Origin of the sequence: Arthrobacter sp. Alg241-R88 (genome assembly GCF_900537115.1) — a bacterium.
In the GTDB taxonomy this organism is placed as follows: domain Bacteria; phylum Actinomycetota; class Actinomycetes; order Actinomycetales; family Micrococcaceae; genus Arthrobacter.
In genome coordinates this window covers 469560-494153 of record NZ_UNRG01000001.1, presented here as the reverse complement: position 1 = coordinate 494153, position 24594 = coordinate 469560, and the positions used below count along the sequence as shown (strand labels likewise).

General features: G+C 63.5%; 20 protein-coding genes and 1 tRNA gene. 3 read left to right on the top strand and 18 right to left on the bottom strand.

Annotated elements, in window-relative coordinates:
- Positions 1-183 precede the first annotated feature (183 nt).
- From fusA to G6R19_RS02200, 6 genes are all read right to left on the bottom strand, one after another.
- Positions 184-2298, bottom strand: coding sequence for an elongation factor G (gene fusA / locus G6R19_RS02225; RefSeq protein ID WP_163161888.1), 2115 nt, complete (start codon positions 2296-2298; stop codon positions 184-186).
- A gap of 69 nt (positions 2299-2367) precedes the next feature.
- Positions 2368-2838, bottom strand: a complete 471-nt coding sequence (gene rpsG, locus G6R19_RS02220) for a 30S ribosomal protein S7 (RefSeq protein WP_026531948.1) — start codon at positions 2836-2838, stop codon at positions 2368-2370.
- A gap of 1 nt (position 2839) precedes the next feature.
- Positions 2840-3214: a 30S ribosomal protein S12 gene (gene rpsL / locus G6R19_RS02215; RefSeq protein WP_009358312.1), complete on the bottom strand. Its 375-nt coding sequence runs from the start codon at positions 3212-3214 to the stop codon at positions 2840-2842.
- A 460-nt stretch (positions 3215-3674) separates the two neighbouring features.
- Entirely contained in the window at positions 3675-7574 is a 3900-nt protein-coding gene (locus tag G6R19_RS02210) for a DNA-directed RNA polymerase subunit beta' (RefSeq protein WP_163161886.1), read from the bottom strand.
- 99 nt (positions 7575-7673) lie between these two features.
- A complete protein-coding gene (gene rpoB / locus G6R19_RS02205) occupies positions 7674-11183 on the bottom strand; it encodes a DNA-directed RNA polymerase subunit beta (RefSeq protein WP_091415051.1) in 3510 nt (1169 codons plus the stop codon).
- Between the two features lie 303 nt (positions 11184-11486).
- Entirely contained in the window at positions 11487-11999 is a 513-nt protein-coding gene (locus G6R19_RS02200) for a hypothetical protein (protein ID WP_240341732.1), read from the bottom strand.
- 247 nt (positions 12000-12246) lie between these two features.
- Here G6R19_RS02200 and G6R19_RS02195 point away from each other — a divergent pair, with 247 nt between their 5' ends.
- Both G6R19_RS02195 and G6R19_RS02190 read left to right on the top strand, forming a co-directional pair.
- Complete coding sequence (locus G6R19_RS02195; protein WP_163161885.1) at positions 12247-13446, top strand: acetyl-CoA C-acetyltransferase; 1200 nt, start codon at positions 12247-12249, stop codon at positions 13444-13446.
- Positions 13446-13943, top strand: a complete 498-nt coding sequence (locus tag G6R19_RS02190; protein ID WP_163161883.1) for a YbaK/EbsC family protein — start codon at positions 13446-13448, stop codon at positions 13941-13943. The genes G6R19_RS02195 and G6R19_RS02190 overlap by 1 nt, the downstream gene beginning before the upstream one ends.
- A gap of 137 nt (positions 13944-14080) precedes the next feature.
- On the opposite strand, the gene rplL is transcribed toward G6R19_RS02190, so the two are convergent.
- From rplL to G6R19_RS02140, 10 genes are all read right to left on the bottom strand, one after another.
- Positions 14081-14455, bottom strand: a complete 375-nt coding sequence (rplL, locus tag G6R19_RS02185) for a 50S ribosomal protein L7/L12 (protein WP_066277893.1) — start codon at positions 14453-14455, stop codon at positions 14081-14083.
- A gap of 77 nt (positions 14456-14532) precedes the next feature.
- Positions 14533-15117 carry a 50S ribosomal protein L10 gene (rplJ, locus tag G6R19_RS02180; protein WP_163161881.1) on the bottom strand — a complete coding sequence of 195 codons (585 nt, stop codon included), beginning with the start codon at positions 15115-15117 and terminating at the stop codon, positions 14533-14535.
- Positions 15118-15415: 298 nt separating this feature from the next.
- Positions 15416-16534: a GNAT family N-acetyltransferase gene (locus G6R19_RS02175; protein ID WP_163161879.1), complete on the bottom strand. Its 1119-nt coding sequence runs from the start codon at positions 16532-16534 to the stop codon at positions 15416-15418.
- A 7-nt stretch (positions 16535-16541) separates the two neighbouring features.
- On the bottom strand, positions 16542-17678 hold the full coding sequence (locus tag G6R19_RS02170) for a GNAT family N-acetyltransferase (RefSeq protein WP_240341731.1): 1137 nt from the start codon (positions 17676-17678) through the stop codon (positions 16542-16544).
- Positions 17679-17810: 132 nt separating this feature from the next.
- Complete coding sequence (rplA, locus tag G6R19_RS02165) at positions 17811-18518, bottom strand: 50S ribosomal protein L1 (RefSeq protein WP_163161877.1); 708 nt, start codon at positions 18516-18518, stop codon at positions 17811-17813.
- 197 nt (positions 18519-18715) lie between these two features.
- Positions 18716-19147, bottom strand: coding sequence for a 50S ribosomal protein L11 (rplK, locus tag G6R19_RS02160; RefSeq protein ID WP_003803853.1), 432 nt, complete (start codon positions 19145-19147; stop codon positions 18716-18718).
- A 130-nt stretch (positions 19148-19277) separates the two neighbouring features.
- Positions 19278-20081, bottom strand: coding sequence for a transcription termination/antitermination protein NusG (gene nusG, locus G6R19_RS02155; RefSeq protein ID WP_163161875.1), 804 nt, complete (start codon positions 20079-20081; stop codon positions 19278-19280).
- A gap of 114 nt (positions 20082-20195) precedes the next feature.
- Positions 20196-20480, bottom strand: coding sequence for a preprotein translocase subunit SecE (gene secE, locus G6R19_RS02150; protein WP_163161873.1), 285 nt, complete (start codon positions 20478-20480; stop codon positions 20196-20198).
- 82 nt (positions 20481-20562) lie between these two features.
- Positions 20563-20635: transfer RNA gene (locus G6R19_RS02145), tRNA-Trp, on the bottom strand.
- An 89-nt stretch (positions 20636-20724) separates the two neighbouring features.
- On the bottom strand, positions 20725-20874 hold the full coding sequence (locus G6R19_RS02140) for a hypothetical protein (RefSeq protein ID WP_163161871.1): 150 nt from the start codon (positions 20872-20874) through the stop codon (positions 20725-20727).
- Between the two features lie 39 nt (positions 20875-20913).
- Here G6R19_RS02140 and G6R19_RS02135 point away from each other — a divergent pair, with 39 nt between their 5' ends.
- On the top strand, positions 20914-22131 hold the full coding sequence (locus tag G6R19_RS02135) for a pyridoxal phosphate-dependent aminotransferase (RefSeq protein ID WP_163161869.1): 1218 nt from the start codon (positions 20914-20916) through the stop codon (positions 22129-22131).
- A gap of 237 nt (positions 22132-22368) precedes the next feature.
- On the opposite strand, the gene G6R19_RS02130 is transcribed toward G6R19_RS02135, so the two are convergent.
- Positions 22369-23058: a response regulator transcription factor gene (locus G6R19_RS02130; protein ID WP_163161867.1), complete on the bottom strand. Its 690-nt coding sequence runs from the start codon at positions 23056-23058 to the stop codon at positions 22369-22371.
- The gene (locus G6R19_RS02125) at positions 23055-24473 is read right to left on the bottom strand and encodes a PspC domain-containing protein (RefSeq protein WP_163161865.1); all 1419 of its coding nucleotides are present in this window, start codon (positions 24471-24473) and stop codon (positions 23055-23057) included. The genes G6R19_RS02130 and G6R19_RS02125 overlap by 4 nt, the downstream gene beginning before the upstream one ends.
- Between the last annotated feature and the right edge of the window lie 121 nt (positions 24474-24594).

Sequence of the window (24594 nt, the reverse complement as noted above, 5' to 3'; positions counted from 1 at the left end):
GGCTTTGGATTGGTGAAATTGCAGATTCAGGAACTAATACTAGTCCCTCGAGCCTGTTCGTGCAGATGGCCGGAACCCGGCTTGGCCGGACTGCATCCGGCCGGAAAACCGGCCACCTGCACCAGGCGGGCCTCCGTCTACCGGAAGCACACCCGAGTTTGTTCGCTTCGAAAGTCCGAAAGACTATTCGCCGCGGGTCTTCTGGATGATCTCGTCGGCAACTGCCTTCGGGACCTCGGCGTAGCTGTTGAACGTCATGGAGTACACAGCGCGGCCCTGGGTCTTCGAGCGCAGGTCACCGATGTAGCCGAACATGCCGGACAGCGGAACGTGCGCACGGATGACCTTGACGCCCTGTGCATCTTCCATGGACTGCATCTGGCCACGGCGGGAGTTGAGGTCACCGATAACTTCACCCATGTATTCCTCAGGGGTGCGGACCTCGACATCCATCAGCGGTTCGAGCAGAACAGGGTTCGCCTTGCGGGCAGCTTCCTTGAAAGCCATCCGGCCGGCGATCTTGAACGCCATTTCCGAGGAGTCAACATCGTGGTAGGCGCCGTCAACCAGCGTGGCCTTGATGCCCACAACCGGGTAGCCGGCCAGGACGCCGTCGTTCAGGGCATCCTGGATACCAGCGTCAACCGACGGGATGTACTCGCGGGGAACGCGGCCACCGGTGACCTTGTTCTCGAACTCGTACAGCTCGCCCTCGGCGGTGTCCAGCGGTTCGATCGCAATCTGGATCTTTGCGAACTGACCTGAACCACCGGTCTGCTTCTTGTGCGTGTAGTCGTGGCGTTCCACGGCACGCTTGATGGTTTCGCGGTAGGCAACCTGGGGCTTACCAACGTTGGCCTCGACCTTGAACTCGCGGCGCATGCGGTCCACCAGGATGTCCAGGTGGAGCTCGCCCATGCCGGCGATGATGGTCTGGCCGGTGTCTTCGTTGAGGGACACCTGGAAGGTGGGGTCCTCAGCGGAGAGCTTCTGGATAGCCGTGGAGAGCTTCTCCTGGTCACCCTTGGTGTTCGGCTCGATGGCAACCGAGATCACGGGCTCCGGGAAGCTCATGGACTCGAGGACGATCTGGTTGGCGGAGTCGCACAGGGTGTCACCCGTGGTGGTGTCCTTCAGACCGATCGCTGCGTAGATGTGGCCGGCGGTAGCGCCCTCAACAGGCATTTCCTTGTTGGCGTGCATCTGGAACAGCTTGCCGATGCGCTCCTTCTTGCCCTTGGTGGAGTTGACCACCTGCGCGCCTGCTTCCACGTGACCGGAGTACACGCGGATGAAGGTGAGCTGGCCGAAGAAGGGGTGCGCCGCAATCTTGAATGCGAGAGCGGAGAACGGCTCTTCGGAGGAAGGCTTGCGGGTCAGTTCCTTCTCGTCGTCGCGAGGATCGTGGCCGACCATCGGAGGGACGTCGAGCGGGTTCGGCAGGTAGTCGACAACTGCATCGAGCATCGGCTGAACGCCACGGTTCTTGAACGCGGAACCGCAGAAGATCGGGTAGAGCTCGGAGTTGATCGTCATCTTGCGGATGCCGGCCTTGAGCTCGTCGATGGAGATCTCTTCACCCTCGAGGTACTTCTCCATGAGTTCCTCAGAGGACTCTGCAACGGTCTCAACGAGCGCTGCGCGGTACTCTTCGGCCTTTTCCTGGAGGTCAGCCGGGATCTCGCGGATCTCGTACTTCGCGCCCATGGTGACGTCACCCTTGGCATCGCCGGGCCACACCAGTGCACGCATGTAGAGCAGGTCCACGACGCCGATGAAGTCGTTCTCGGCACCGATGGGCAGCTGCATAACGAGCGGCTTGGCGCCGAGGCGGCTGATGATGGTGTCTACGGTGAAGTAGAAGTCGGCACCGAGCTTGTCCATCTTGTTGACGAAGCAGATGCGCGGGACGTTGTACTTGTCAGCCTGGCGCCAAACGGTCTCAGACTGCGGCTCAACGCCTTCCTTGCCATCGAAAACGGCGACGGCACCGTCGAGGACGCGCAGGGAGCGCTCAACCTCAACGGTGAAGTCAACGTGGCCGGGGGTGTCGATGATGTTGATCTGGTTGTTTTCCCAGAAGCAGGTCACGGCGGCAGACGTGATGGTGATGCCGCGTTCCTTTTCCTGTTCCATCCAGTCGGTGGTCGAAGCGCCGTCGTGCGTTTCGCCGATCTTGTGGTTCACACCCGTGTAGAACAGGATGCGCTCGGTGGTGGTGGTCTTTCCGGCATCAATGTGGGCCATGATGCCGATGTTGCGGACCTTACTAAGGTCGGTAAGCACGTCCTGTGCCACGGGGTCTCCTTTTGGGATGGACTACACGTTCGCCGCCGGCTCGGTTGAGCCGGCGGCGTACGGGAAGTATTACCAGCGGTAGTGTGCGAAGGCCTTGTTGGACTCGGCCATCTTGTGGGTGTCTTCGCGACGCTTCACAGCGGCACCGAGACCGTTGGAGGCATCCAGGATTTCGTTCTGGAGGCGCTCGGTCATCGTCTTTTCGCGGCGGGCCTTGGAGTAGCCAACCAGCCAGCGCAGGGCGAGTGCGGTGGAGCGGCCCGGCTTGACCTCAACCGGAACCTGGTAGGTGGCGCCACCGACGCGGCGGGAGCGGACCTCGAGGGAAGGCTTGACGTTGTCCATGGCCTTCTTGAGGGCTGCTACGGGGTCGCCGCCGGACTTGGCGCGTGCGCCTTCGAGGGCACCGTAGACGATGCGCTCTGCCGTGGACTTCTTGCCGTCAACGAGCACCTTGTTGATGAGCTGGGTAACCAGCGGGGAGCCGTAAACGGGATCTAGTACGAGCGGCCGCTTGGGGGCCGGACCCTTGCGAGGCATATTACTTCTTCTCCATCTTTGCGCCGTAGCGGCTGCGGGCCTGCTTACGGTTCTTGACACCCTGGGTATCGAGGGCGCCACGGACGATCTTGTAGCGGACACCCGGGAGGTCCTTCACACGACCACCGCGAACGAGCACAATGGAGTGCTCCTGCAGGTTGTGTCCCACACCGGGGATGTAGGCGGTCACTTCAACGCCGCCGTTGAGGCGCACACGTGCCACCTTACGCAGAGCCGAGTTCGGCTTCTTCGGGGTGGTGGTGTAGACGCGGGTGCAAACACCGCGGCGCATGGGGCTGCCCTTAAGCGCGGGGGCCTTGGTCTTTGAGACCTTAGGCGTGCGGCCCTTGCGGACCAGCTGGTTAATCGTAGGCACTCTCGTGTTCTCCGTTTTATCCGGAGTGGCCGCTTCCAGCCACTCTCCTTTGCGTTGCCCCGCCGCCTGGGCCTTGAAGAAGATCTCCAAGGCGGCGAAGGCGAAGCCTTAATAGTCGGATCGCATACGCAGGGAATGACCTGACTCGCGTCTTCAATGGTCCCTAGGCATGCAAAAATGTGGCATACGTTGCACAAGAACCCTGCAAACCGGAAACGTCGCTCTGGTTCAGCCTTTCAGCTGGAACCGGCGCACTCATCCACTGCCACAATAACAATTGGTAACAAGTCTAGCACGGACGCTGTCCATGCCTTAATCGGCGTCCCGCTCCCCCAAGTAGGTAGCAGTAAGTGTCGTTTTGGAGGTCAAAACGACACTTACTGCTACCCAGTTGGGAAAGGGGAAGGCCCCGCCCCCACAAACGTGGAGGCGGGGCCTTCAGCCAATCAGCGGAACTTCCTTAGCGGAAGTCGTTGCCCAGGTCGTAGTCATCCAGCGGGATGGCGTGGAACTCAGGAGCTCCGTCGCCGCCCAGGGTGTCGTACGAGAAGTCACTGAATGCGCTGGGGCCGGTGAACAGGTTGGCCTTTGCTTCTTCAGTGGGCTCGACGGTGACCTCGGTGTAGCGCGGGAGGCCCGTGCCGGCCGGGATCAGCTTACCGATGATGACGTTCTCCTTGAGGCCGAGCAGCGGGTCGCTCTTGCCTTCCATGGCCGCCTGCGTCAGGACGCGGGTGGTCTCCTGGAAGGAAGCCGCGGACAGCCAGGACTCGGTGGCCAGCGACGCCTTGGTGATGCCCATGAGCTCAGGACGTCCGGAAGCCGGAGTCTTGCCCTCGGACACAACACGGCGGTTGGCGTCCTCGAAGCGGCTGCGCTCGGCGAGCTCGCCGGGCAGCAGGTCCGATTCGCCGGACTCGATGACCGTGACGCGGCGCAGCATCTGGCGGACGATAACCTCGACGTGCTTGTCGTGGATACCGATGCCCTGGCTGCGGTACACGCCCTGGACTTCGTCCACCAGGAACTTCTGTGCCGCACGCGGACCCATGATGCGCAGGACCTGCTTGGGATCCACCGGTCCGTTGATCAGCTTCTGGCCGACGGTGACGTGGTCGCCATCCTCGATCAGCAGGCGTGAACGGCGCAGGACCGGGTAGGCGATCTCTTCGGTTCCGTCATCAGGAGTGATGACCAGGCGCATCTGGCGCTCGGACTCTTCGATGGTGATGCGGCCGGCTGCTTCTGCAATCGGTGCAACACCCTTCGGAGTACGGGCTTCGAAGAGCTCCTGGATACGGGGCAGACCTTGGGTGATGTCGTCGCCGCCGCTGGCGGAGACTGCACCACCGGTGTGGAACGTACGCATGGTCAGCTGGGTACCGGGCTCACCGATGGACTGTGCGGCGATGATGCCCACGGCCTCACCGATGTCCACGGTCTTGCCGGTGGCCAGCGAACGGCCGTAGCACAGGGCGCAGGTGCCGACGCTGGACTCACAGGTGAGTACGGAGCGGACCTTGACCTCGGTGATGCCGGCCGCGAACAGCTCGGCGATCACTACGTCACCGCAGTCGGTGCCGGCGGCTGCGAGGACGTTGCCCTCGGAGTCCACGACGTCGACGGCGAGCGTACGTGCGTATGCACTGTTCTCGACGTTCTCGTCCAGCACCAGCTCACCGTTGGAATCGGCGACGGCAATGGGCGTGACCAGGCCGCGCTCGGTGCCGCAGTCCTCTTCGCGGACGATGACGTCCTGGGACACGTCCACCAGACGACGGGTCAGGTAACCCGAGTTGGCGGTACGCAGAGCGGTGTCAGCAAGACCCTTACGGGCGCCGTGCGTGGCGATGAAGTATTCCAGAACCGACAGGCCCTCGCGGTAGGAGGACTTGATGGGACGGGGAATAATTTCACCCTTCGGGTTGGCCACCAGGCCACGGATACCCGCGATCTGGCGGACCTGCATCCAGTTACCACGTGCACCGGAGGACACCATGCGGTTGATGGTGTTCATCGGCGACAGGCTGTCGCGCATCGCCTGGGCGATCTCGTTGGTTGCCTTGTTCCAGATCTCGATCAGTTCCTGGCGGCGCTCGTCGTCGTCGATCAGGCCCTTGTCGTACTGGCCCTGGATCTTTGCAGCCCGCTCCTCGTAACCGGCGAGGATGGCCGGCTTAGCGGCCGGAACCTCGATGTCCGAGATGGCGACGGTGACGCCTGAGCGGGTGGCCCAGTAGAAACCGGCATCCTTCAGGTTGTCCAGCGTTGCCGCGGTGACAACCTTCGGGTAGCGCTCCGCGAGATCGTTGACGATGCGGGACAGCTCGCCCTTGTCGGCAACAGCCTCAACCCACGGGTAGTCCTCGGGCAGGGTCTCGTTGAAGAGAACCTGGCCCAGGGAGGTCTGGACGAGCGCGGGCTGACCCGGCTCCCAGCCTTCCGGAGCTTCCCAGCCGGCGTAGGGCACGAAGCCTTCGAGGCGGATCTTGACCTGCGAGTTCAGGTGCAGCTCACGGGCATCGAACGCCATGATGGCTTCCGCAACCGAACCGAAGACGCGGCCTTCGCCAGCTGAACCCACACGCTTGGTGGTCAGGTGGTAGAGGCCGATGATCATATCCTGCGAAGGCAGGGTGACCGGGCGTCCGTCAGAGGGCTTCAGGATGTTGTTCGAGGACAGCATCAGGATGCGGGCCTCAGCCTGCGCTTCGGGGCTCAGCGGCAGGTGGACTGCCATCTGGTCGCCGTCGAAGTCGGCGTTGAAGGCGCCACAAACCAGCGGGTGGAGCTGGATTGCCTTACCTTCAACAAGCTGCGGCTCGAACGCCTGGATGCCGAGGCGGTGCAGGGTAGGTGCACGGTTGAGCAGCACCGGGTGTTCGGTGATGATCTCTTCCAGCACGTCCCAAACCTGCGGACGGTACCGCTCCACCATGCGCTTGGCCGACTTGATGTTCTGGGCGTGGTTGAGGTCAACCAGGCGCTTCATCACGAACGGCTTGAAGAGCTCCAGGGCCATCTGCTTGGGCAGGCCGCACTGGTGCAGCTTCAGCTGCGGGCCGACGACGATGACCGAGCGGCCGGAGTAGTCGACGCGCTTGCCGAGGAGGTTCTGGCGGAAACGGCCCTGCTTGCCCTTGAGCATGTCGCTCAGGGACTTCAGCGGACGGTTGCCCGGTCCGGTGACCGGACGGCCGCGGCGGCCGTTGTCGAAGAGGCTGTCAACAGCTTCCTGAAGCATGCGCTTCTCGTTGTTGACGATGATCTCCGGAGCACCCAGGTCAAGCAGGCGCTTGAGGCGGTTGTTGCGGTTGATCACACGGCGGTACAGGTCGTTGAGGTCGGAGGTCGCGAAGCGGCCACCGTCCAGCTGGACCATGGGGCGCAGTTCCGGCGGGATCACCGGGACGGCGTCGAGGACCATGCCAAGCGGGCTGTTGTTGGTGGTCAGGAACGCGTTGACCACCTTCAGGCGCTTGAGGGCGCGGGTCTTGCGCTGGCCCTTGCCGTTGGCGATGATGTCGCGCAGCAGGTCCGACTCGGCCTGCATGTCGAAGCTCTCAAGACGCTTCTTGATGGCTTCGGCACCCATGGAGCCTTCGAAGTACATGCCGTAGCGGTCGCGCAGTTCGCGGTACAGGCCTTCGTCACCTTCGAGGTCGGCGACCTTGAGGTTCTTGAAACGGTCCCAGACCTGCTCGAGTCGCTCGATGTCGGCGTCGGCACGCTTGCGCACGTTGGCCATCTGGCGGTCGGCGGAGTCGCGGGCCTTCTTCTTGTCCGCAGCCTTCGCGCCTTCACCCTCAAGGCGGGCAATTTCGCCTTCGAGGTCGCGGGCGATCGCCGCGATGTCGGAGTCGCGGTTGTCGATCAGCTGCTTCTTCTCGATGTCGTGCTCAACCTGCAGGTTGGGCAGTTCCTCGTGGCGGGCAGCTTCGTCGACGCTGGTGATCATGTAGGCAGCGAAGTAGATGACCTTTTCGAGGTCCTTCGGTGCCAGGTCAAGGAGGTAGCCCAGGCGGGAGGGAACACCCTTGAAGTACCAGATGTGCGTGACGGGTGCGGCCAGCTCGATGTGGCCCATGCGTTCGCGGCGGACCTTTGCGCGGGTGACTTCAACGCCACAACGCTCACAGATGATGCCCTTGAAGCGCACGCGCTTGTACTTGCCGCAGTAGCATTCCCAGTCCCGGGACGGGCCGAAGATCTTCTCGCAGAAGAGTCCGTCCTTCTCGGGCTTGAGCGTGCGGTAGTTGATGGTTTCCGGCTTCTTAACCTCGCCGTAAGACCAGCCACGGATGTCTTCCGCGGTGGCGAGGCCGATCTGCATGAGGCCGAAGGAGGATTCGCTGGACATATGGTCCCTGTTCTCTCTTGTTCTCTAAATTCTGAAGTCTTGGTTACGGGAAGAGGGAGAGGCCCGACGGCGGGTGGTCACCCGCCGTCGGACGCTCTGCTAGACCTCTTCTACCGAACTGGGCTCTGCACGAGACAGATCGATGCCCAGTTCTTCCGCAGCGGTGAAGACTGCGTCATCAGAGTCACGCATTTCAATTGTGGTTCCGTCCGTGGAGAGGACTTCCACGTTCAGGCACAGCGACTGCATTTCCTTGATCAAGACCTTGAAGGACTCGGGAACGCCCGGCTCGGGGATGTTCTCGCCCTTGACGATGGCTTCGTAGACCTTCACACGACCGTGGATGTCATCAGACTTGATCGTGAGGAGTTCCTGGAGCGTGTAGGCAGCGCCGTAAGCTTCGAGCGCCCACACTTCCATTTCACCAAAGCGCTGGCCACCGAACTGTGCCTTACCACCCAGCGGCTGCTGGGTGATCATGGAGTACGGGCCGGTGGAGCGCGCGTGGATCTTGTCGTCCACCAGGTGGTGGAGCTTCAGGATGTACATGTAGCCGACCGAGATCGGATCCGGGAACGGCTCGCCGGAGCGGCCGTCGAACAGACGGGTCTTGCCGGAGGAGTTGATCAGGCGTTCGCCGTCACGGGTCACGTTGGTGGAGTCCAGCAGGCCCGTGATTTCCTCTTCGCGGGCGCCGTCGAACACCGGCGTTGCAACAGTGGTCTGGCCACTCTCGCGCGGCAGGTTCGGCAGCTGCTTGACCCACTCGGGCTCGCCTTCGATCTTCCAACCGGTCTTGGCAACCCAGCCGAGGTGCGTCTCAAGCACCTGGCCCACGTTCATACGGCCCGGGACACCCAGCGGGTTCAGGACGATATCAACGGGGGTACCGTCGGCAAGGAAGGGCATGTCCTCGATCGGGAGGATCTTGGAGATAACGCCCTTGTTGCCGTGGCGGCCGGCGAGCTTGTCGCCGTCGGTGATCTTACGCTTTGCAGCCACGTAGACGCGGACCAGCTGGTTCACGCCCGGGGGCAGCTCGTCGTCGTTGTCGCGGTCGAAGACGCGCACTCCGATGACGGTGCCGGACTCGCCGTGGGGCACCTTCAGGGAGGTGTCGCGGACTTCGCGGGACTTCTCACCGAAGATGGCGCGCAGCAGGCGCTCTTCCGGGGTCAGTTCGGTTTCACCCTTCGGGGTGACCTTTCCAACCAGGATGTCCCCTGCTTCAACCTCGGCACCAATGTGGATGATGCCGCGCTCGTCCAGGCCTGCCAGTACTTCCTCGGACACGTTGGGGATGTCACGGGTGATTTCCTCGGCACCGAGCTTGGTGTCGCGGGCATCGATCTCGTGCTCCTCGATGTGGATGGAGGAAAGAACGTCCTCGGCAACGATGCGCTGCGAGAGGATGATGGCGTCCTCGAAGTTGTGGCCTTCCCATGACATGAATGCCACGAGCAGGTTCTTACCGAGGGCGAGCTCGCCCTGGTCCGTTGCCGGGCCGTCGGCGATGATGCCGCCAACTTCCAGGCGCTGGCCTTCGTTCACCAGGACACGGTGGTTGTAGCAGTTGCCCTGGTTGGAGCGGGCGAACTTGTTGATGCGGTAGTTGGTCTCGGTGCCGTCGTCGTTGAGCATGATGACGAGCTCGGCGGAAACCTCGGTGACCACACCGGCCTTCTTGGCGATGACAACGTCGCCGGCGTCGACGGCTGCGGCGCGCTCCATGCCGGTGCCCACAAAGGGAGCCTCGGAACGGACCAGCGGCACGGCCTGGCGCTGCATGTTGGCACCCATGAGTGCGCGGTTGGCGTCGTCGTGCTCGAGGAACGGGATCAGGGCGGTAGCCACGGACACCATCTGGCGCGGGGAAACGTCCATGAACTCGACGTCCTCGGCGGGTACGAGCACAGGCTCGCCTCCACCACCACGGGCACGCACCAGGACGGTGTCTTCGGCGAACTTCTTGTTCTCGTCCAGCGGCGCGTTGGCCTGGGCGATGAGCACCTCAGCCTCGTCGTCGGCCGTCAGGTACTGGACGTCGTCGGAAACGACGCCGTTCTTGACCAGGCGGTACGGGGTCTCGATGAAGCCGAACGGGTTAATGCGTCCGTAGGATGCCAGCGAACCGATCAGACCAATGTTCGGGCCTTCAGGGGTTTCGATGGGGCACATACGTCCGTAGTGGGACGGGTGTACGTCACGGACTTCCATGCCGGCGCGGTCACGGGACAGACCACCGGGGCCAAGGGCCGACAGGCGGCGCTTGTGGGTCAGGCCCGAGAGCGGGTTGTTCTGGTCCATGAACTGCGACAGCTGGGAGGTTCCGAAGAACTCCTTGATGGCTGCAACCACGGGGCGGATGTTAATCAGGGTCTGGGGCGTGATGGCCTCGACGTCCTGGGTGGTCATACGCTCGCGGACAACGCGCTCCATGCGGGACAGGCCGGTGCGGACCTGGTTCTCGATGAGTTCGCCGACGGCGCGGATGCGGCGGTTGCCGAAGTGGTCGATGTCGTCGATTTCGACGCGCAGGTCCACTTCCTGGCCATCGCGGGTGCCCTTGATGGTCTTCTCGCCGGCGTGCAGCGCGACGAGGAACTTGATCATGGCCACGATGTCTTCAACGTGCAGGACCGATGCTTCCTTGTCGCCAAGGGAGCGGTCGATGCCAAGCTTGCGGTTGATCTTGTAGCGGCCAACCTTGGCCAGATCGTAGCGCTTGGAGTTGAAGTACAGGTTGTCCAGCAGCGACTGGGCAGCCTCGACGGTGGGGGGCTCGCCCGGGCGCAGCTTCCGGTAGATGTCCAGCAACGCGTCTTCGCGGGTCTCGGTGGCGTCCTTCTCCAGGGTTGCCCGCATGGAGTCGTACTGGCCGAACTCTTCGAGGATCTGGCCTTCGGTCCAGCCGAGGGCCTTCAGCAGGACGGTGACCGACTGCTTGCGCTTGCGGTCGAGGCGAACGCCGACCTGGTCGCGCTTGTCGATTTCGAGCTCGAACCAGGCGCCGCGGGACGGGATGATCTTCGCAGTGAAGATGTCCTTGTCGCTGGTCTTGTCGGCGGCACGCTCAAAGTAGGCGCCCGGGGAACGGACCAGCTGGGAGACGACGACACGCTCGGTGCCGTTGACCACGAAGGTGCCCTTCTCGGTCATCAGCGGGAAGTCGCCCATGAACACGGTCTGCTGCTTGATCTCACCCGTGTTGTTGTTCATGAACTCAGCCTTGACGTACAGCGGAGCCGAGTACGTTGCGTCCCGGTCCTTGCACTCGGCCATGGTGTACTTCGGGTCAGCGAACTCGGGATCGGAGAAGCTCAGGGACATGGTGCCCTGGAAGTCCTCAATCGGAGAGATCTCTTCGAAGATGTCCGAAAGACCGGACGTGGTGGCGACGCTAAGATCGTTTTCTTCGACAGCTTTCGCTACGCGTGCCTGCCAGCGTTCGTTTCCAACCAGCCAGTCGAAGCTGTCCGTCTGGAGGGCAAGCAGATTCGGAACGTCAAGAGGTTCGTGAATCTTTGCGAATGAGAGCCGGCGAGTGGCACCATCAGTGCTGTCGGCGGTGTTAGCGGTTTCGTTATTAGAGGTGCTCGAGGCGACCAAGAGGGATCCTTCCACAGACCTTCAGGCGTTTTCAGATCTCCCCCGCTGTGCACCCTGCGGAATGCTCCGCAGTGCTACCATCCGGTTCCGCTATATGACCCGGGGCCGGTGCTGACCATGCTGTGACGTTGTTGACGGCACGTTGATTGCCAGCTGCCAGGCGAAAGCCCACCGCTATATGAAGGCTGAAGGTAAACAGGGAAGACGCAAATATCTACGATACGGCAAAATAACCTACATGTCTACCCCACATCCGGCCCGATTGCAAGCACCGGTTTTCCGGGCTGCTTGCGGGAGGCGGAACTAAAGCCGCAGGGTGACACCTTCGCCCGTGCACGTCCCGGCGTTGGCAAACACCGCATCCCTGACTGCGTCCCGGGACTCCTGCGCCGGCACGCCGCCGGATTCCGCCGCGGCTGAATGGTCGATGGCGAGCAGGCTCAGTGACGCGAAGAGCCCCTGGAGGTCACCGGCTGTTGAGTCCTTGGCGTCTTCGGCCCGCAGGTAGATGTCCTCAAAGCCATCCGGGTCATCGGCCGGGACGGCCTTGTACTCCGCAATCAGTTCGTTGAAGAGTTCACAGGTACCTTTTGCTCCCACCGCTGCGGCTCCCCCTGAAGCCGCTTCCCCTGAAGCCGACGACGGCGGCGCGTTCGTGGCGCTTCCAGCGGAGCCGGTAGCGCGGGGAGAGTTTGCCCGGCTTGGCTCATCCGCGGCCGGCGCCGTTGAGGCGGCATTGGGATCCGGCGTGGAAACGGAACAGGCCGTCAGTGACGCAAAGCCGATGGCTGCTGCCATCGCCAGGATTTTTTTCACGGTGCTGCTCCAAGCGTCCCCGGGGGACGGACCTGCTGTCCCCCTGCAAAAGTGTCCGTCGTCCACCCTACGCAGGCCGCCGTCGTCGCGCACGTCCCGGGGATGGGGAGTCCTCCCCCGCCGCTGCCGTCTCGGGGTCAGGGGCACGGCCGGAATGCACATAGCGGCCGGGGCGTTTGAATATATGGGTGACCAGCGTCACGATAGCCTTAGTGGCCTACAACGGATCAGATCGGAAGAGATAAACATGGGCAACTCCGCGGACAACACTGACGTTGTCATCCTCGCAGCAGTTCGTACTCCCCAAGGCCGTATCAACGGCCAGCTGGCGAGCTTTACCGCCGTCGACCTCGGGGCCCACGCCATCAAGGCGGCCCTGAAGGCAAGCGGGATCGACGCCGGGCAGGTGGAGGCCGTCATCATGGGACAGGTGCTCCAGGCGGGTGCCGGCCAGAATCCCGCACGGCAGAGCTCCATCGGCGCCGGCATCGGCTGGAATGTTCCTGCCGTCACCGTGAACAAGGTCTGCCTCTCGGGTCTGACCGCGGTGATCGACGCTGCCCGGATGATCCGCGGCGGTGAGGCGGCCGTGGTGGTGGCCGGCGGGCAGGAGTCCATGACCCGGGCACCGCACGTGCTGCCCGGCTCACGGCAAGGGTGGACCTACGGCTCCATCCAGGCACTGGACGTGGCTGCGCACGATGGACTCACGGATGCCTTTGACGGCCAGTCGATGGGCCTGTCCACCGAAACCCGTAACCTCACGCTGGGCATCGACAGGACATCCCAGGACAATGTGGCCGCCCAGTCGCACCAGCGTGCCGCGCTGGCCGCCAAGAACGGCACCTTCGACGACGAAATCGTTCCCCTCAGCGTCAAGCAGCGCAAGGGCGATCCCCTGGTTGTCTCCACGGATGAAGGTGTCCGCCCCAACGCCTCCGTTGAGTCCCTCGCCGGGCTGCGGGCCGCCTTCGTCACCGACGGCACCATTACCGCCGGCAATTCCTCTCCCCTGTCTGATGGAGCCGCGGCCCTGGTCCTCTCCTCCCGCGCGTTTGCCGAGGAGAACGGACTCGAATACCTGGCGGTTGTCGGCAAGCCCGGGCAGGTTGCCGGGCCGGACAACTCCCTGCATTCCCAGCCGTCCAACGCCATTAAGAACGCCTTGGGGCGTGCGGGCTGGACCACTGCCGATTTGGACTTTATCGAGATCAACGAAGCGTTCGGTTCCGTGGCAGTCCAGTCGCTGCAGGACCTCGATTACCCCCTCGAAAAGTGCAACATCCATGGTGGTGCCATCGCCCTGGGCCACCCCATCGGCGCATCCGGGGCCCGGCTCGCTGTACATGCCGCCCATGAACTCAAACGGCGCGGAACAGGCAAAGCCGCGGTGTCCCTGTGCGGGGGCGGCGGACAGGGCGAAGCCCTCCTCCTGTACCGCGACTGATGGCGGGCATACCAGCGAACGGAACGGACGGCGTCGGACGCGAACGGTTCCTGGCGGATGCAGCCGCCAGGGGCCTGCAGGTGCAGGTGGTGGAACGGCCGGCCGCCAGAAGTCTTGAAGAGGCGGCCGGGATCCTGGGCATCAGCCCCGGGGACATCGTGAAGTCACTGGTGGTCAAGCACAAGGACGGCTCGTTCCTGTTCGCCCTCATCCCGGGAGACCGCCAGATCTCCTGGCCCAAGCTGCGGACCCTCGTGGGCGTGAACAAACTGTCGCTGCCGCCCGCGGACGTGGCGCTTGAGGCCACCGGATACGAACGCGGCACCATCACGCCGCTGGGGAGCACTCAACCCTGGCCCGTCTACGCGGACGCCACCATTACCGGCCGGCGGATCTCAATGGGCGCAGGAGCCCACGGCTACAGCGCATTCGTTGACGCCGACGCCCTGACTGCGGCCCTGGGTGCCGTCGTCGCAGACATCAGCGACCCCGCCTGACATCCCCCGGGCCCAACTGGGTAGCGCTATGTGTCGTTTTGAGCCCTGAAAACGACACATAGCGCTACCTACTTGGGCTGGAAACGCAAAAGCCCCGCCCACAAACGTGGACGGGGCTTTTGAGGAAAAGCGCGTTGTTACTTGAGGGTAACGGTGGCGCCTGCAGCCTCGAGCTGCTCCTTGGCCTTCTCGGCAGCTTCCTTGGTTGCACCTTCGAGGACAGCCTTGGGAGCGCTGTCAACCAGGTCCTTGGCTTCCTTGAGGCCCAGGGAAGTGATGGCGCGAACTTCCTTGATCACTGCGATCTTCTTGTCGCCGGCAGCTTCGAGGACGACGTCGAAGTCAGTCTTCTCTTCAACCTCTTCAGCAGCAGCACCGGCGGGGCCGGCAACAGCTACCGCAGCAGCGGTAACTTCGAAGGTCTCTTCGAAGAGCTTGACGAACTCGGAGAGCTCGATGATGGTCAGTTCCTTGAAAGCTTCAATGAGCTCTTCGTTGGTGAGCTTCGCCATGGTAGGCGTCCTTCCTGTTGTGGTGATCAGCGGCACGCGGCCGTGCTTCACACCGGAGTCTTGTGGGGTAAAGAGAATTAGTTCTCTTCGGCTGCGGGAGCTTCAGCCGGGGCTTCAGCTGAAGCATCAGCAGCAGCTTCTTCAGCGGCAGGCGCTTCGGCAGCCGCCGGTGCACCGTTCTCTTCTTCAAGCTTGAGGCGCAGCGCGTCGATGATGCGTGCAGCTGCGGCAGCAGGGGCCTTGAGGACGCCTGCAACCTTGGCGAGCTGCAGCTCGCGGGACTCGAGCGCTGCCAGCGCGGCAACCTCGCTGGCGTCCAGTGCCTTGCCCTCGAAGTAACCGGTCTTGATGACCAGCTGCTTGTTGGCCTTGGCAAAATCCGTCAGGCTCTTGGCAGCGGCAACTGCGTCACCCTTGATGAACGCGATTGCAGTGGGGCCGGAGAGCTGGTCGTTGAATGCTTCAACACCGGCTTCCTTGGCTGCAATGGCGGTCAGGGTGTTCTTGACGACCGCGAACTTGGTGTCCTGGCCGAGAGAAACACGCAGCTGCTTGAGCTGTGCAACGGTGAGCCCGCGGTATTCGGTCAGGACAGCGGCGTTCGATTCCTTGAAATCGTTAGTGATCTCAGCTACTGCTGAAACCTTAGTAGGCGTTGCCATAACCCTCCTTCCGGGGATAGTGCCGGTATGCGACGGTCCCCGCTCGGATGAGCTAAAACTAAAAACGCCCCGCGCAGATGCACGGGGCTTGGCTCAACACAGATGTTTCCATGGAGCTTTTGCTTCGTTCACCTGCGCCGGCCGCCCTACGTTGAGGGTCCTTCGTCCAGAAAGCCACTGCGTCTCCCGCGCACAACTGCAGAGTTGAGCCATGTTCGAGAGAGTGGATTTCCAACAACCGACGGTCTTTGGTCCTTCAAGTCTACGGGGAGAGCCGCCGGTCCTCCAAATCGGGCCGTTAGCTGGTGCTGGTGTGCACGTGCGGAAGCTCCTTTTGCCAGATCCCGGTGACCCCGGCAGTCTGGAAACCCAGCTGCTGGTTCACGGTCAGGAGGTACCGGTTTTCCGGGGCGTTCCAGGTATAGATGACCCGCGCGTCCGGAAACTGCTCGGTGAGCCGTTCCATGTTGGCCACCTTGATCAGCAGGCCCAGCTTGTTCCCCCTGTGCTCCTGCAGCACCAGGGTGTCGTCCTGGAAAACGACGTCGGCACGGTGCGCCAGTACCGTGATGGTGGTCAGGCCCACGAGCGTTCCCGAGGCAAGATGTTCGACTGCGGTGACCACGGTCCGCCTGCCCTGCGCGATGGCAACCTCTTCAGCTTCCCGGAGGATGGCGCCGTCGAGCACCATGTCCTGCTCAACCGGCGGGTCCAGGGCGGGATCGACGTCGGCCCCCGCTTGGTTCTCAAGGGCCGCGACGGCCTCCAGCCACTGGTCCGGGCAGCGGTCCGTCCAGTGGTGCAGCCGGTAGCGGCCGTTGTTGGCCTCATCCGCCTCAGCCTGCAGGTCGGCCACCAGCTTTGTGTCCAGCGGCAGCGCGCACGAGCTGAACTGCTCAATATGCTGAAGCGTGTACCCGGTCCGCTGGGCGAACTCCACTTCGCGGCTCTCCAACGGTACGAAGCCCTGGCCCGAGCCCGGAACCAACTGGGCGCGCTCGAATTCATGGAGGGAGGCCCCGGGGTGGTTCGTATCCACCAGGATCATGGTGCGCCCCTCGCCGCGGACCAGCTGTTCGGCGGCCTGGAGGAGCCGGCGGCCCACTCCCTGGCGCTGGAACTCGGGGAGGATGTCGAGGGTGAATTCGGCAAGGTCCAGGTTGTCAGTGAGGGGCAGGGCGATATCGACGGTTCCCACGATCTCCCCGTCCACCTTGGCTACGAGAATCAGCTGGCGCTCGTACGGGTCCTGGAACTCGAGCAGCTTTTCCAAGGGACCATAGGCGAGGTCATCACTCCCCCAGGTCTGCATCCTCACTTTCCGCCCCACCTCGACGGCGGCAAGGAAGTCCGCTGCGTCCGGCGCGTCCAGTGAGTCGGGAATCCAAAGCTGCTCGATCTTCACGTCTTTTGCCATAGGCGAATCATCCCAGCCGTTTCTGCCACTCGCCTTCATAACCTGCGGGCTTGAATCCAAGTGCAATATTTATGGCCAGCATATGTTGGTTTTCGTTGGCATTCCATGTCAACACTGACCGTGCCGCCGGCCACCGGCTCTGGGCCCGCCGCAAGTTCGCCACTTTGGTCAGCATGCCCAGGCGGCGGCCGCGGTGTTCGGACGTGACCAGGGTGTCCTGCTGCACGATGGAGTCCGGCACGCCGGGACGCCAGTTCAGGACTGTGTAGGCGGCCAGTTGCCCTGTCTCCCGGTGCCGGGCCGCCGTCACCGCTGATTGGACTCCACTGCGGATCAGCGTATTCTCCTCCTCCCGGACCCTGGCACCATCCCAGTCCTCACGTTCCCAATCAAGCCCGGCAATGGGGACGTCCGTACTCATGGTCGCTTTCAGGTGGGCATACGCCTGCAGCAGGTCTTCCGGGCAGCTGTCGTTCCAGCCGATGATGGAGTATTCCGCGGCCCGGGCGGCGGCGTCGGCCTCCAACCGGTCCAGCAGTTCCGGCGGCACAGGCAGGGCCAGTCGGCTGGACCGTTCCACCTGCTCCAGCTCATAGCCGGCAGCAACCGCAAAGGCCACCGCGGGCTCGTCAAGCGGCAGTCCACCGGCGCCGGATTTCGCGGGCAGCAGGGCTCCACCGTCCGCAGTTTCCAACGGCACCTCGTGATAGGCGTCAAGGGACGTCCTGCCACGTTCCCGGGCAACGGCCTCGGCGTGCTTGAGCAGGGCTCGGCCCAGTCCTCGGCGCCGGTGGACAGGAGCAACCAGGACATCGATTCCAGCGGTGTGGGTGTTCTCGTGCATTGGGAGTGTGACTGAGCAGATGCCAGCAGTTTCCGCGCCGAGCCTCGCCAGGTACAGGTGCCGTTCCTCATATTCGTTGCCCTGCCAGAACTCGGCAGCTTCCTGCAGCGTGGGGCAGCGGTCCAGGTTGCCCCAGGCAGCGAGTTCGTGGGCCACCCGCAAGGCGTGGCATTCCTCAAACTCGGCGGTAACCTGGCGGTCCCCCGCAGCTGTTTCGCCGCCGGGCTGCATGACGTCCACCTCGGATATTGCCAGGACAACGGATTCTTCCGGGGATTGATCCACATCCGGTTCGGCCATTTCTACAGCTTAGGCAAGACTCTGCCGCTTCGGGCATGGTTTCCAAACTTAAACAAAAACCGCCCGGCACGGATGCCGGGCGGTTTTTTGTTTGCAGTGGAAGGATCCGCTGCGGTTGCTTCACACGAGGATTTAGGCCTCGGTCAGAACCTTGGTGACGTTCGGGTCCACGGAGATGCCGGGGCCGAAGGTGGTGGCAACGGTGGCCTTCTGGATGTAGCGGCCCTTGGAAGCGGACGGCTTCAGGCGAAGCACCTCTTCCAGTGCTGCTGCGTAGTTCTCGGCCAGCTTGATGGCGTCGAAGGACACCTTGCCGATGATGAAGTGCAGGTTGGAGTGCTTGTCGACGCGGAAGTCGATCTTTCCACCCTTGATGTCGTTGACGGCCTTGGTGACGTCGGGGGTCACGGTGCCCGTCTTCGGGTTCGGCATCAGGTTACGCGGGCCCAGGACCTTACCGAGGCGGCCAACCTTGCCCATGAGGTCAGGGGTGGCGACGGCGGCGTCGAAGTCGGTCCAGCCGGCTGCGATCTTTTCGATCAGGTCATCGGAACCAACGAAGTCGGCTCCGGCAGCGATTGCTGCCTCAGCCTTGTCACCCGTGGCGAAAACCAGGACGCGGGCAGTCTTACCGGTGCCGTGGGGCAGGTTGACGGTGCCGCGGACCATCTGGTCAGCCTTGCGGGGGTCGACGCCGAGGCGGAATGCAACCTCAACGGTGGCGTCGAACTTGGACGGGTTGGTGTCCTTGGCCAGCGTTACTGCCTCGAACGGCGCGTAGAACTTCTCCGCGTCGATCTTGGCGGCTGCTGCCTCATATGCTTTGCTGCGCTTTGCCATGCTGCTTATTTCTCCTTGTGCAGTTGTGGTCTGCGGACCGCGCTGGGCCCTGCCACAGTTGGTGAGCGGGCTCGTTATCCGTGCCCGGTTCCCAACATTGTCGGTTTGTGCCGCTTATACGGCAGTGGTGCCGGTTGCCCGGCGGTGCCGCCCGTCGTCGTGATCGGTTTCCCGAACCCGACAGTGGCAGCGGGGAATTAACCCTCGACGGTGATGCCCATGGAGCGGGCGGTGCCGGCGATGATCTTCGCTGCGCCTTCGAGGCTGGTGGCGTTGAGGTCTTCCATCTTGGTGGAAGCGATCTCGTTGACCTGTGCCTGGGTCAGCTTGGCAACCTTGACGGTGTGCGGGGTCGCCGAACCCTTGGCGACGCCTGCAGCCTTTTTGATGAGCTCTGCAGCCGGCGGGGTCTTGGTGATGAACGTGAAGGAACGGTCCTCGTAGACCGTGATTTCCACGGGGATGACGTTTCCGCGCTGGGCTTCCGTCGCAGCGTTGTACGCCTTGCAGAATTCCATGATGTTGACACCGTGCTGGCCAAGCGCAGGACCGATCGGCGGAGCCGGGTTAGCGGCACCTGCCTGGATCTGCAGCTTGATGAGGCCGGTGACCTTCTTCTTGGGAGCCAATGTAGGGTCCTTCTCTCAATAACGTCCTGGGACACAGGAGCGTGCCTCAGGTTTTTGGCCGCCATGGCGAGGCGGCCGGCCGTTCCGGTGCCGCTAAAGCAGGCAGCACCGGGACGAATTCTTGGGGTTGTCAGATCTTGGTGACCTGGTTGAACGCCAGGGTGACCGGCGTTTCGCGCTCGAAGATGGAAACCAGCACCACGAGAGTCTGGGATTCGACCTTGATCTCGGAGATCGTAGCGGGGAGCGTCTCGAACGGACCTTCCTTGACGATGACCGATTCGCCGACCTCGAAGTCGACATCCACGGGAGCCTGGTTCTGCTTGTTGACCGGCTTGCCCTTCTCGGCCTGCTCTTCTTCGAAAACGGGAGCGAGCATGGAGAAGACCTCGTCCAGGCGCAGCGGCACTGGGTTGTGGGCGTTGCCCACGAAGCCGGTGACCCCGGGGGTGTGGCGGACGGCGCCCCAGGAGGCGTCCGTCAGGTCCATGCGGACCAGCACGTAGCCGGGGATGCGGACGCGGTTGATGACCTTGCGCTGAGCGTTCTTGATCTCAACGACTTCTTCCATGGGCACCTGGATCTCGAAGATGTAATCTTCCATGTCCAGGGTCTGGATGCGGGTTTCCAGGTTGGCCTTCACGCGGTTTTCGTAGCCGGCGTAGGAGTGGATGACGTACCAGTCACCTTCCTGGCGGCGCAGCTTGGCCTTGAATTCCTCGGCGGGGTCAACATCGGCCTTGGCGGCGGCGGCTGCGAGGGCGTCAGATGACTCTTCCTCGGAGCCGGCATCGTCCGCCTCAGCGTCTTCGGACTCGGCGTCGCTGGCTTCGGGCGCGGAGGATTCAACCTCAGACTCGTCACCGGCTTCTGCCGTGATGTCCGCGGACTCTTCCAGCTCAGTCTCGGTTACCTCGAGCTCCTGCTCAGACACTTGGTCTCCTGCTTCCTCATTGCCTAACATGCCTATTTAAATGGCTCAATTCCGCACACCGGTGCTTCCCTCCGGTTTCCCGGACGGATCACGCGGCCTGCGGACGGTTCAGCCTTAGCTGTCCCCGGGGACGCTACCGCCGAAGACCCAGCTGACAGCGGTTCCAAAACCGAGGTCCAGCAGGCTGACGATGATCATCATGATGCCGACGAACACCAGCACCACGAGCGTGTAGTTGATCAGTTCCTTGCGGGTTGGTGCAACAACTTTCTTCAGCTCGCCGATGATCTGGCGGATGAAGAGCGCAATGCGGGCGAAGAAGTTTGCCTTGGCGTCCTTCTTAGCTGGGCGGCCCTTGGAGCTGCTGGCAGCTGTTTCGGTCACCTGGTCCTCGCTCATCTTTGCAATGTTGGATTACCCGGCCCTGATCAGAACCATGGTTGCTGCGCCTGCCCCGGATTTTTGTCCGGGGCAGCTTGCGCAGGGCAGACAGGACTCGAACCTGCAACCTGCGGTTTTGGAGACCGCTGCGCTACCAATTGCGCCACTACCCTATGGAGTGAATTCCACGCTCCGACGACTAACCACCAGCTTGCACTGGGGCGCACGTCATCATCCGTGTTTTCAACACCGGTGAACCAGTCTACGCAACAACTTCGCGTTCGTCGAACCAGCCCGTTTCCGGCCCTTCCCGCTGGCCGGGTTTGACCTTGACTGGCAGGCAGTCACAAATCAAAACCGGCAACCCGGAGGGTCCGGTGAACAGCATAGAGTAGATCACGTCGAAACCCACATTCCAGCCTCCGGGCTGCAAGCGAAGAACGGACCTGCCATGTCTGCCGCCCGCGTTTCCCAGCGCATTTCCGCTATTGCCGAATCCGCAACCCTTGCCGTTGATGCCAAGGCGAAGGCGCTGAAGGCAGCTGGGCGGCCGGTCATTGGTTTCGGCGCGGGTGAACCGGATTTCCCCACCCCGGACTACATCGTCCAGGCGGCCATTGAAGCGGCGAGCCAGCCCAAGTACCACCGCTACTCCCCCGCGGGCGGCCTGCCCGAGCTGAAGAAGGCCATCGCCGAGAAGACCCTGCGGGACTCCGGCTACGCGGTGGACGCTTCCCAGGTCCTGGTGACCAACGGCGGCAAGCAGGCCGTGTACAACACATTCGCCACGCTTGTTGATCCGGGCGACGAAGTCATTGTGCCCACCCCGTTCTGGACCACATACCCGGAGGCCATCCGGCTTGCAGGCGGGGTTCCCGTGGAGGTGTTTGCCGGCCCGGAGCAGGACTACCTGGTGACGGTGGAGCAGCTCGAAGCAGCGGTGACCGACAGGACGAAGATCCTGCTGTTCGTGTCGCCGTCGAACCCCACCGGTTCCGTCTACTCACCTGGGCAGGTGGCGGAGATTGGCAAGTGGGCCGCGGCCAAGGGCCTGTGGGTTGTCACGGATGAGATTTACGAGCACCTGACCTACGACGGCGTTCCGTTCACCTCCATCGCCACCGCCGCCCCGGAGCTGGGCGACAAAGTGGTTATCCTCAACGGCGTGGCCAAGACCTACGCCATGACCGGCTGGCGTGTGGGCTGGATGATCGGCCCGGCCGACGTCATCAAGGCCGCCACCAACCTGCAGTCCCACGCCACCTCCAACGTCTCCAACATTCCCCAGGTCGCCGCCCTCGCCGCCGTGTCCGGACCGCTGACCGCCGTGGACGAGATGAAGGTCGCCTTTGACCGCCGCCGCAAGGCCATCGTCGCCGGCCTGAACGCCATCGAAGGCGTGGAATGCCCGACGCCGAAGGGCGCCTTCTACGTGTACGCGGACGTCCGCGCGCTGCTGGGCAAGGAATTCCCGACGGCGTCGGGTACCGCCACGCCGCAGACCTCCGCCGAGCTCGCAGCCCTGATCCTGGATGAGGTTGAGGTGGCAGTGGTTCCGGGCGAGGCTTTTGGGCCTTCCGGCTACCTGCGCCTTTCGTACGCGCTTGGCGACGAGGACCTCGCCACCGGGGTGCAGCGCCTGCAGGACTTCCTCGGCAAGGCCCAGTAGGGACGCTCTCTCACTTAACGCAGGAAAAACTCAAACGCTCTATCACTCTCTTCAGGAGAGTGATAGAGCGTTCGGTTTGGAGGCCCGGAAGGCGATAGAGCGTTTGGGTATGAGGCGCATCAAGTGAAAGAGCGTTCCGGCTTAATCCCAATTAAGTGAGAGAGCGTTCCGGCTTAATGCCCAATTAAGTGAGAGAGCGTTCCGGCTTAGGCCGCATCAAGTGAGAGAGCGTGGCGGCTAGAGGAGGCGGCGCTCGGCGGCCCACTTGGTGAGTTCGTGCCGGCTGGAAAGCTGCAGCTTGCGGAGCACGGCGGACACGTGCGTCTCCACGGTCTTGATGCTGATGAACAGCTCCTTGGCCACCTCCTTGTAGCTGTAGCCGCGGGCGATGAGACGCATGACCTCAAGTTCCCGGGCGGAGAGCTTGTCCAGTTCGTCGTCGGCGATGTCTGCGGGGGCGGTACCAAAAGCGTCCAGGACGAAGCCAGCGAGCCGCGGCGAGAAGACGGCGTCCCCACCGGCAACCCGGTACACGGCGTCGGTGATTTCTGCCCCCGAGATGGTCTTGGTGACGTAGCCGCGTGCTCCGGCCCGGATCACCGCCACAACGTCCTCCGCCGCGTCCGAGACGCTGAGGGCAAGGAACCTGGTGGTGGCCAGCAGGGCAGCGGAGCCGGCGATGACTTCGCGCCCCCCGCCCCCAAGGCCGCCGGGAAGGTGGACATCCAGCAGCACCACGTCCGGGCGCTCCCGGGCGATCACGGCGATGGCCTGCTCTACCGTCGCCGCCTCGCCCACCACCTGGATACTGGGATCAAGGTCCGCCTTCAGGCCGGAGCGGAAGATCGCATGGTCATCCACAATCACCACCCGGGCGGACCTGGCGGTTCGGACGGGACCTGTACCGGCTCCCTGCGCTGCATTCATGGTTTGCCTTCCGTGCTGTCCTGCGGCGCGACGGGGAAGCCCAGCCGCACCTCCGTGCCTTCACTGGTACTGGTGATCGCCGCCGTGCCGCCGTGCCGGTTCATCCGGCCGATGATGGACTCCCGCACCCCGAGCCTGTCCTCCGGAACGTCCTGCAGTTCAAAGCCCGGGCCGCGGTCCTTAACGAAGACTTCCGCACGTCCGGCGGCTGCCTCCAGGTAGACCGAGACCGTCCCGCCGCCGTGGCGGGAAGCGTTGAGCATGGCTTCACGGCTCGCCTGGATCAGAGCTTCATGGCCTTCCGTGACGGCCGTGTCCCCCACGCTGACCACCTCGACGGCGTTGCCCAGCAGGTCTTCCACTTCGGCGGCTACCGCCTTGATCCGGTCCGACAACTGCCCGGCGTCCTTGCCGGGGTCCTCAAACAGCCAGCCCCGCAACTCCCGCTCCTGGGCACGGGCCAGCCGGACGACGTCGTGCTCATTGGCAGCCCTCCGTTGGATAAGGGCCAGCGTCTGCAGCACCGAGTCGTGAAGGTGGGCGGCGATTTCGGCCCGTTCGGTTTCCCTGATGCGGCCGGCGCGCTCCGCTTCCAGGTCACGCCAGAACTTCAGCGCCCACGGGAGCAGGACCAGCACCACGCCGCCGAGGACCGCAACGGAGGCCAGCAGCGCCAGCCACGTCTGCTCCCACGAACCGGACCCCGACACCATCACCAGGACGCCCGCCACCACCAGCGCCAGGCCCGCCGCCAGCCGCGCCCAGCCGCCGGCCTGGTCCGCCTTGGTTTTGTCCACGAGCCCTGCACGCCGGGTTTCATCAAGCTGCATCCAGGCAATGGAAGCGCCGCCAAGGACTGCCGCCGCCGGAATCAGTGTGCCCAGGGGAACGTCCACGCCCAGGAGCTGGGCGACCAGGATACCCGCCACCAACAGCAGCCCCACGCCGAGCAGGATCTCCTTGCCGTAGCGCATGTCCCGGAACCTGAACCAGGGCCGGGCAGCCTCGGAAGCCTGTCCCGCGGCCTCCCCTGCTGCCGGGTAACCGCCGGAAGCGGGAGGGGCAGTGGCCGCGCCAGGGCCGCCGTCGACCGCTCCGGGAAGGGCAACACCAGGGCCAGCCGCGGCAGTGGCCCGGGGAACGGCCCCCGGAACAGGCTCGCGGCTCACGGCAGGGGCAATGGGCGACGGCGGCCGGCGCGCCTGCCGCCGGGCGCTTTCGTCCGCGGTGGGCACCATAATCCACAACCAGGCATAGAAGACGACGCCGGCCCCGCCGGCCAGTGAAGCCAGGACCATCGCCACCCGTACGTTGCGGACCGGCCAGCCCAGATGCGCGGCAAGGCCGGAGCACACGCCCGCGATAAAGCGGTCGCTGCGGCGGACCAGCGGGGGGCGGCCGGGGACGGTTGTCATGGATCAATCCAAGCATGGATCAGGGTTCCCCGGACCGCAATCCGGCCGGAACCGGGGGCCACTCAGGGGCCGTTCAGGGTGTCCCCCAGTAGAGCCAAAGACCGGCAGGCGGAAGGATCGA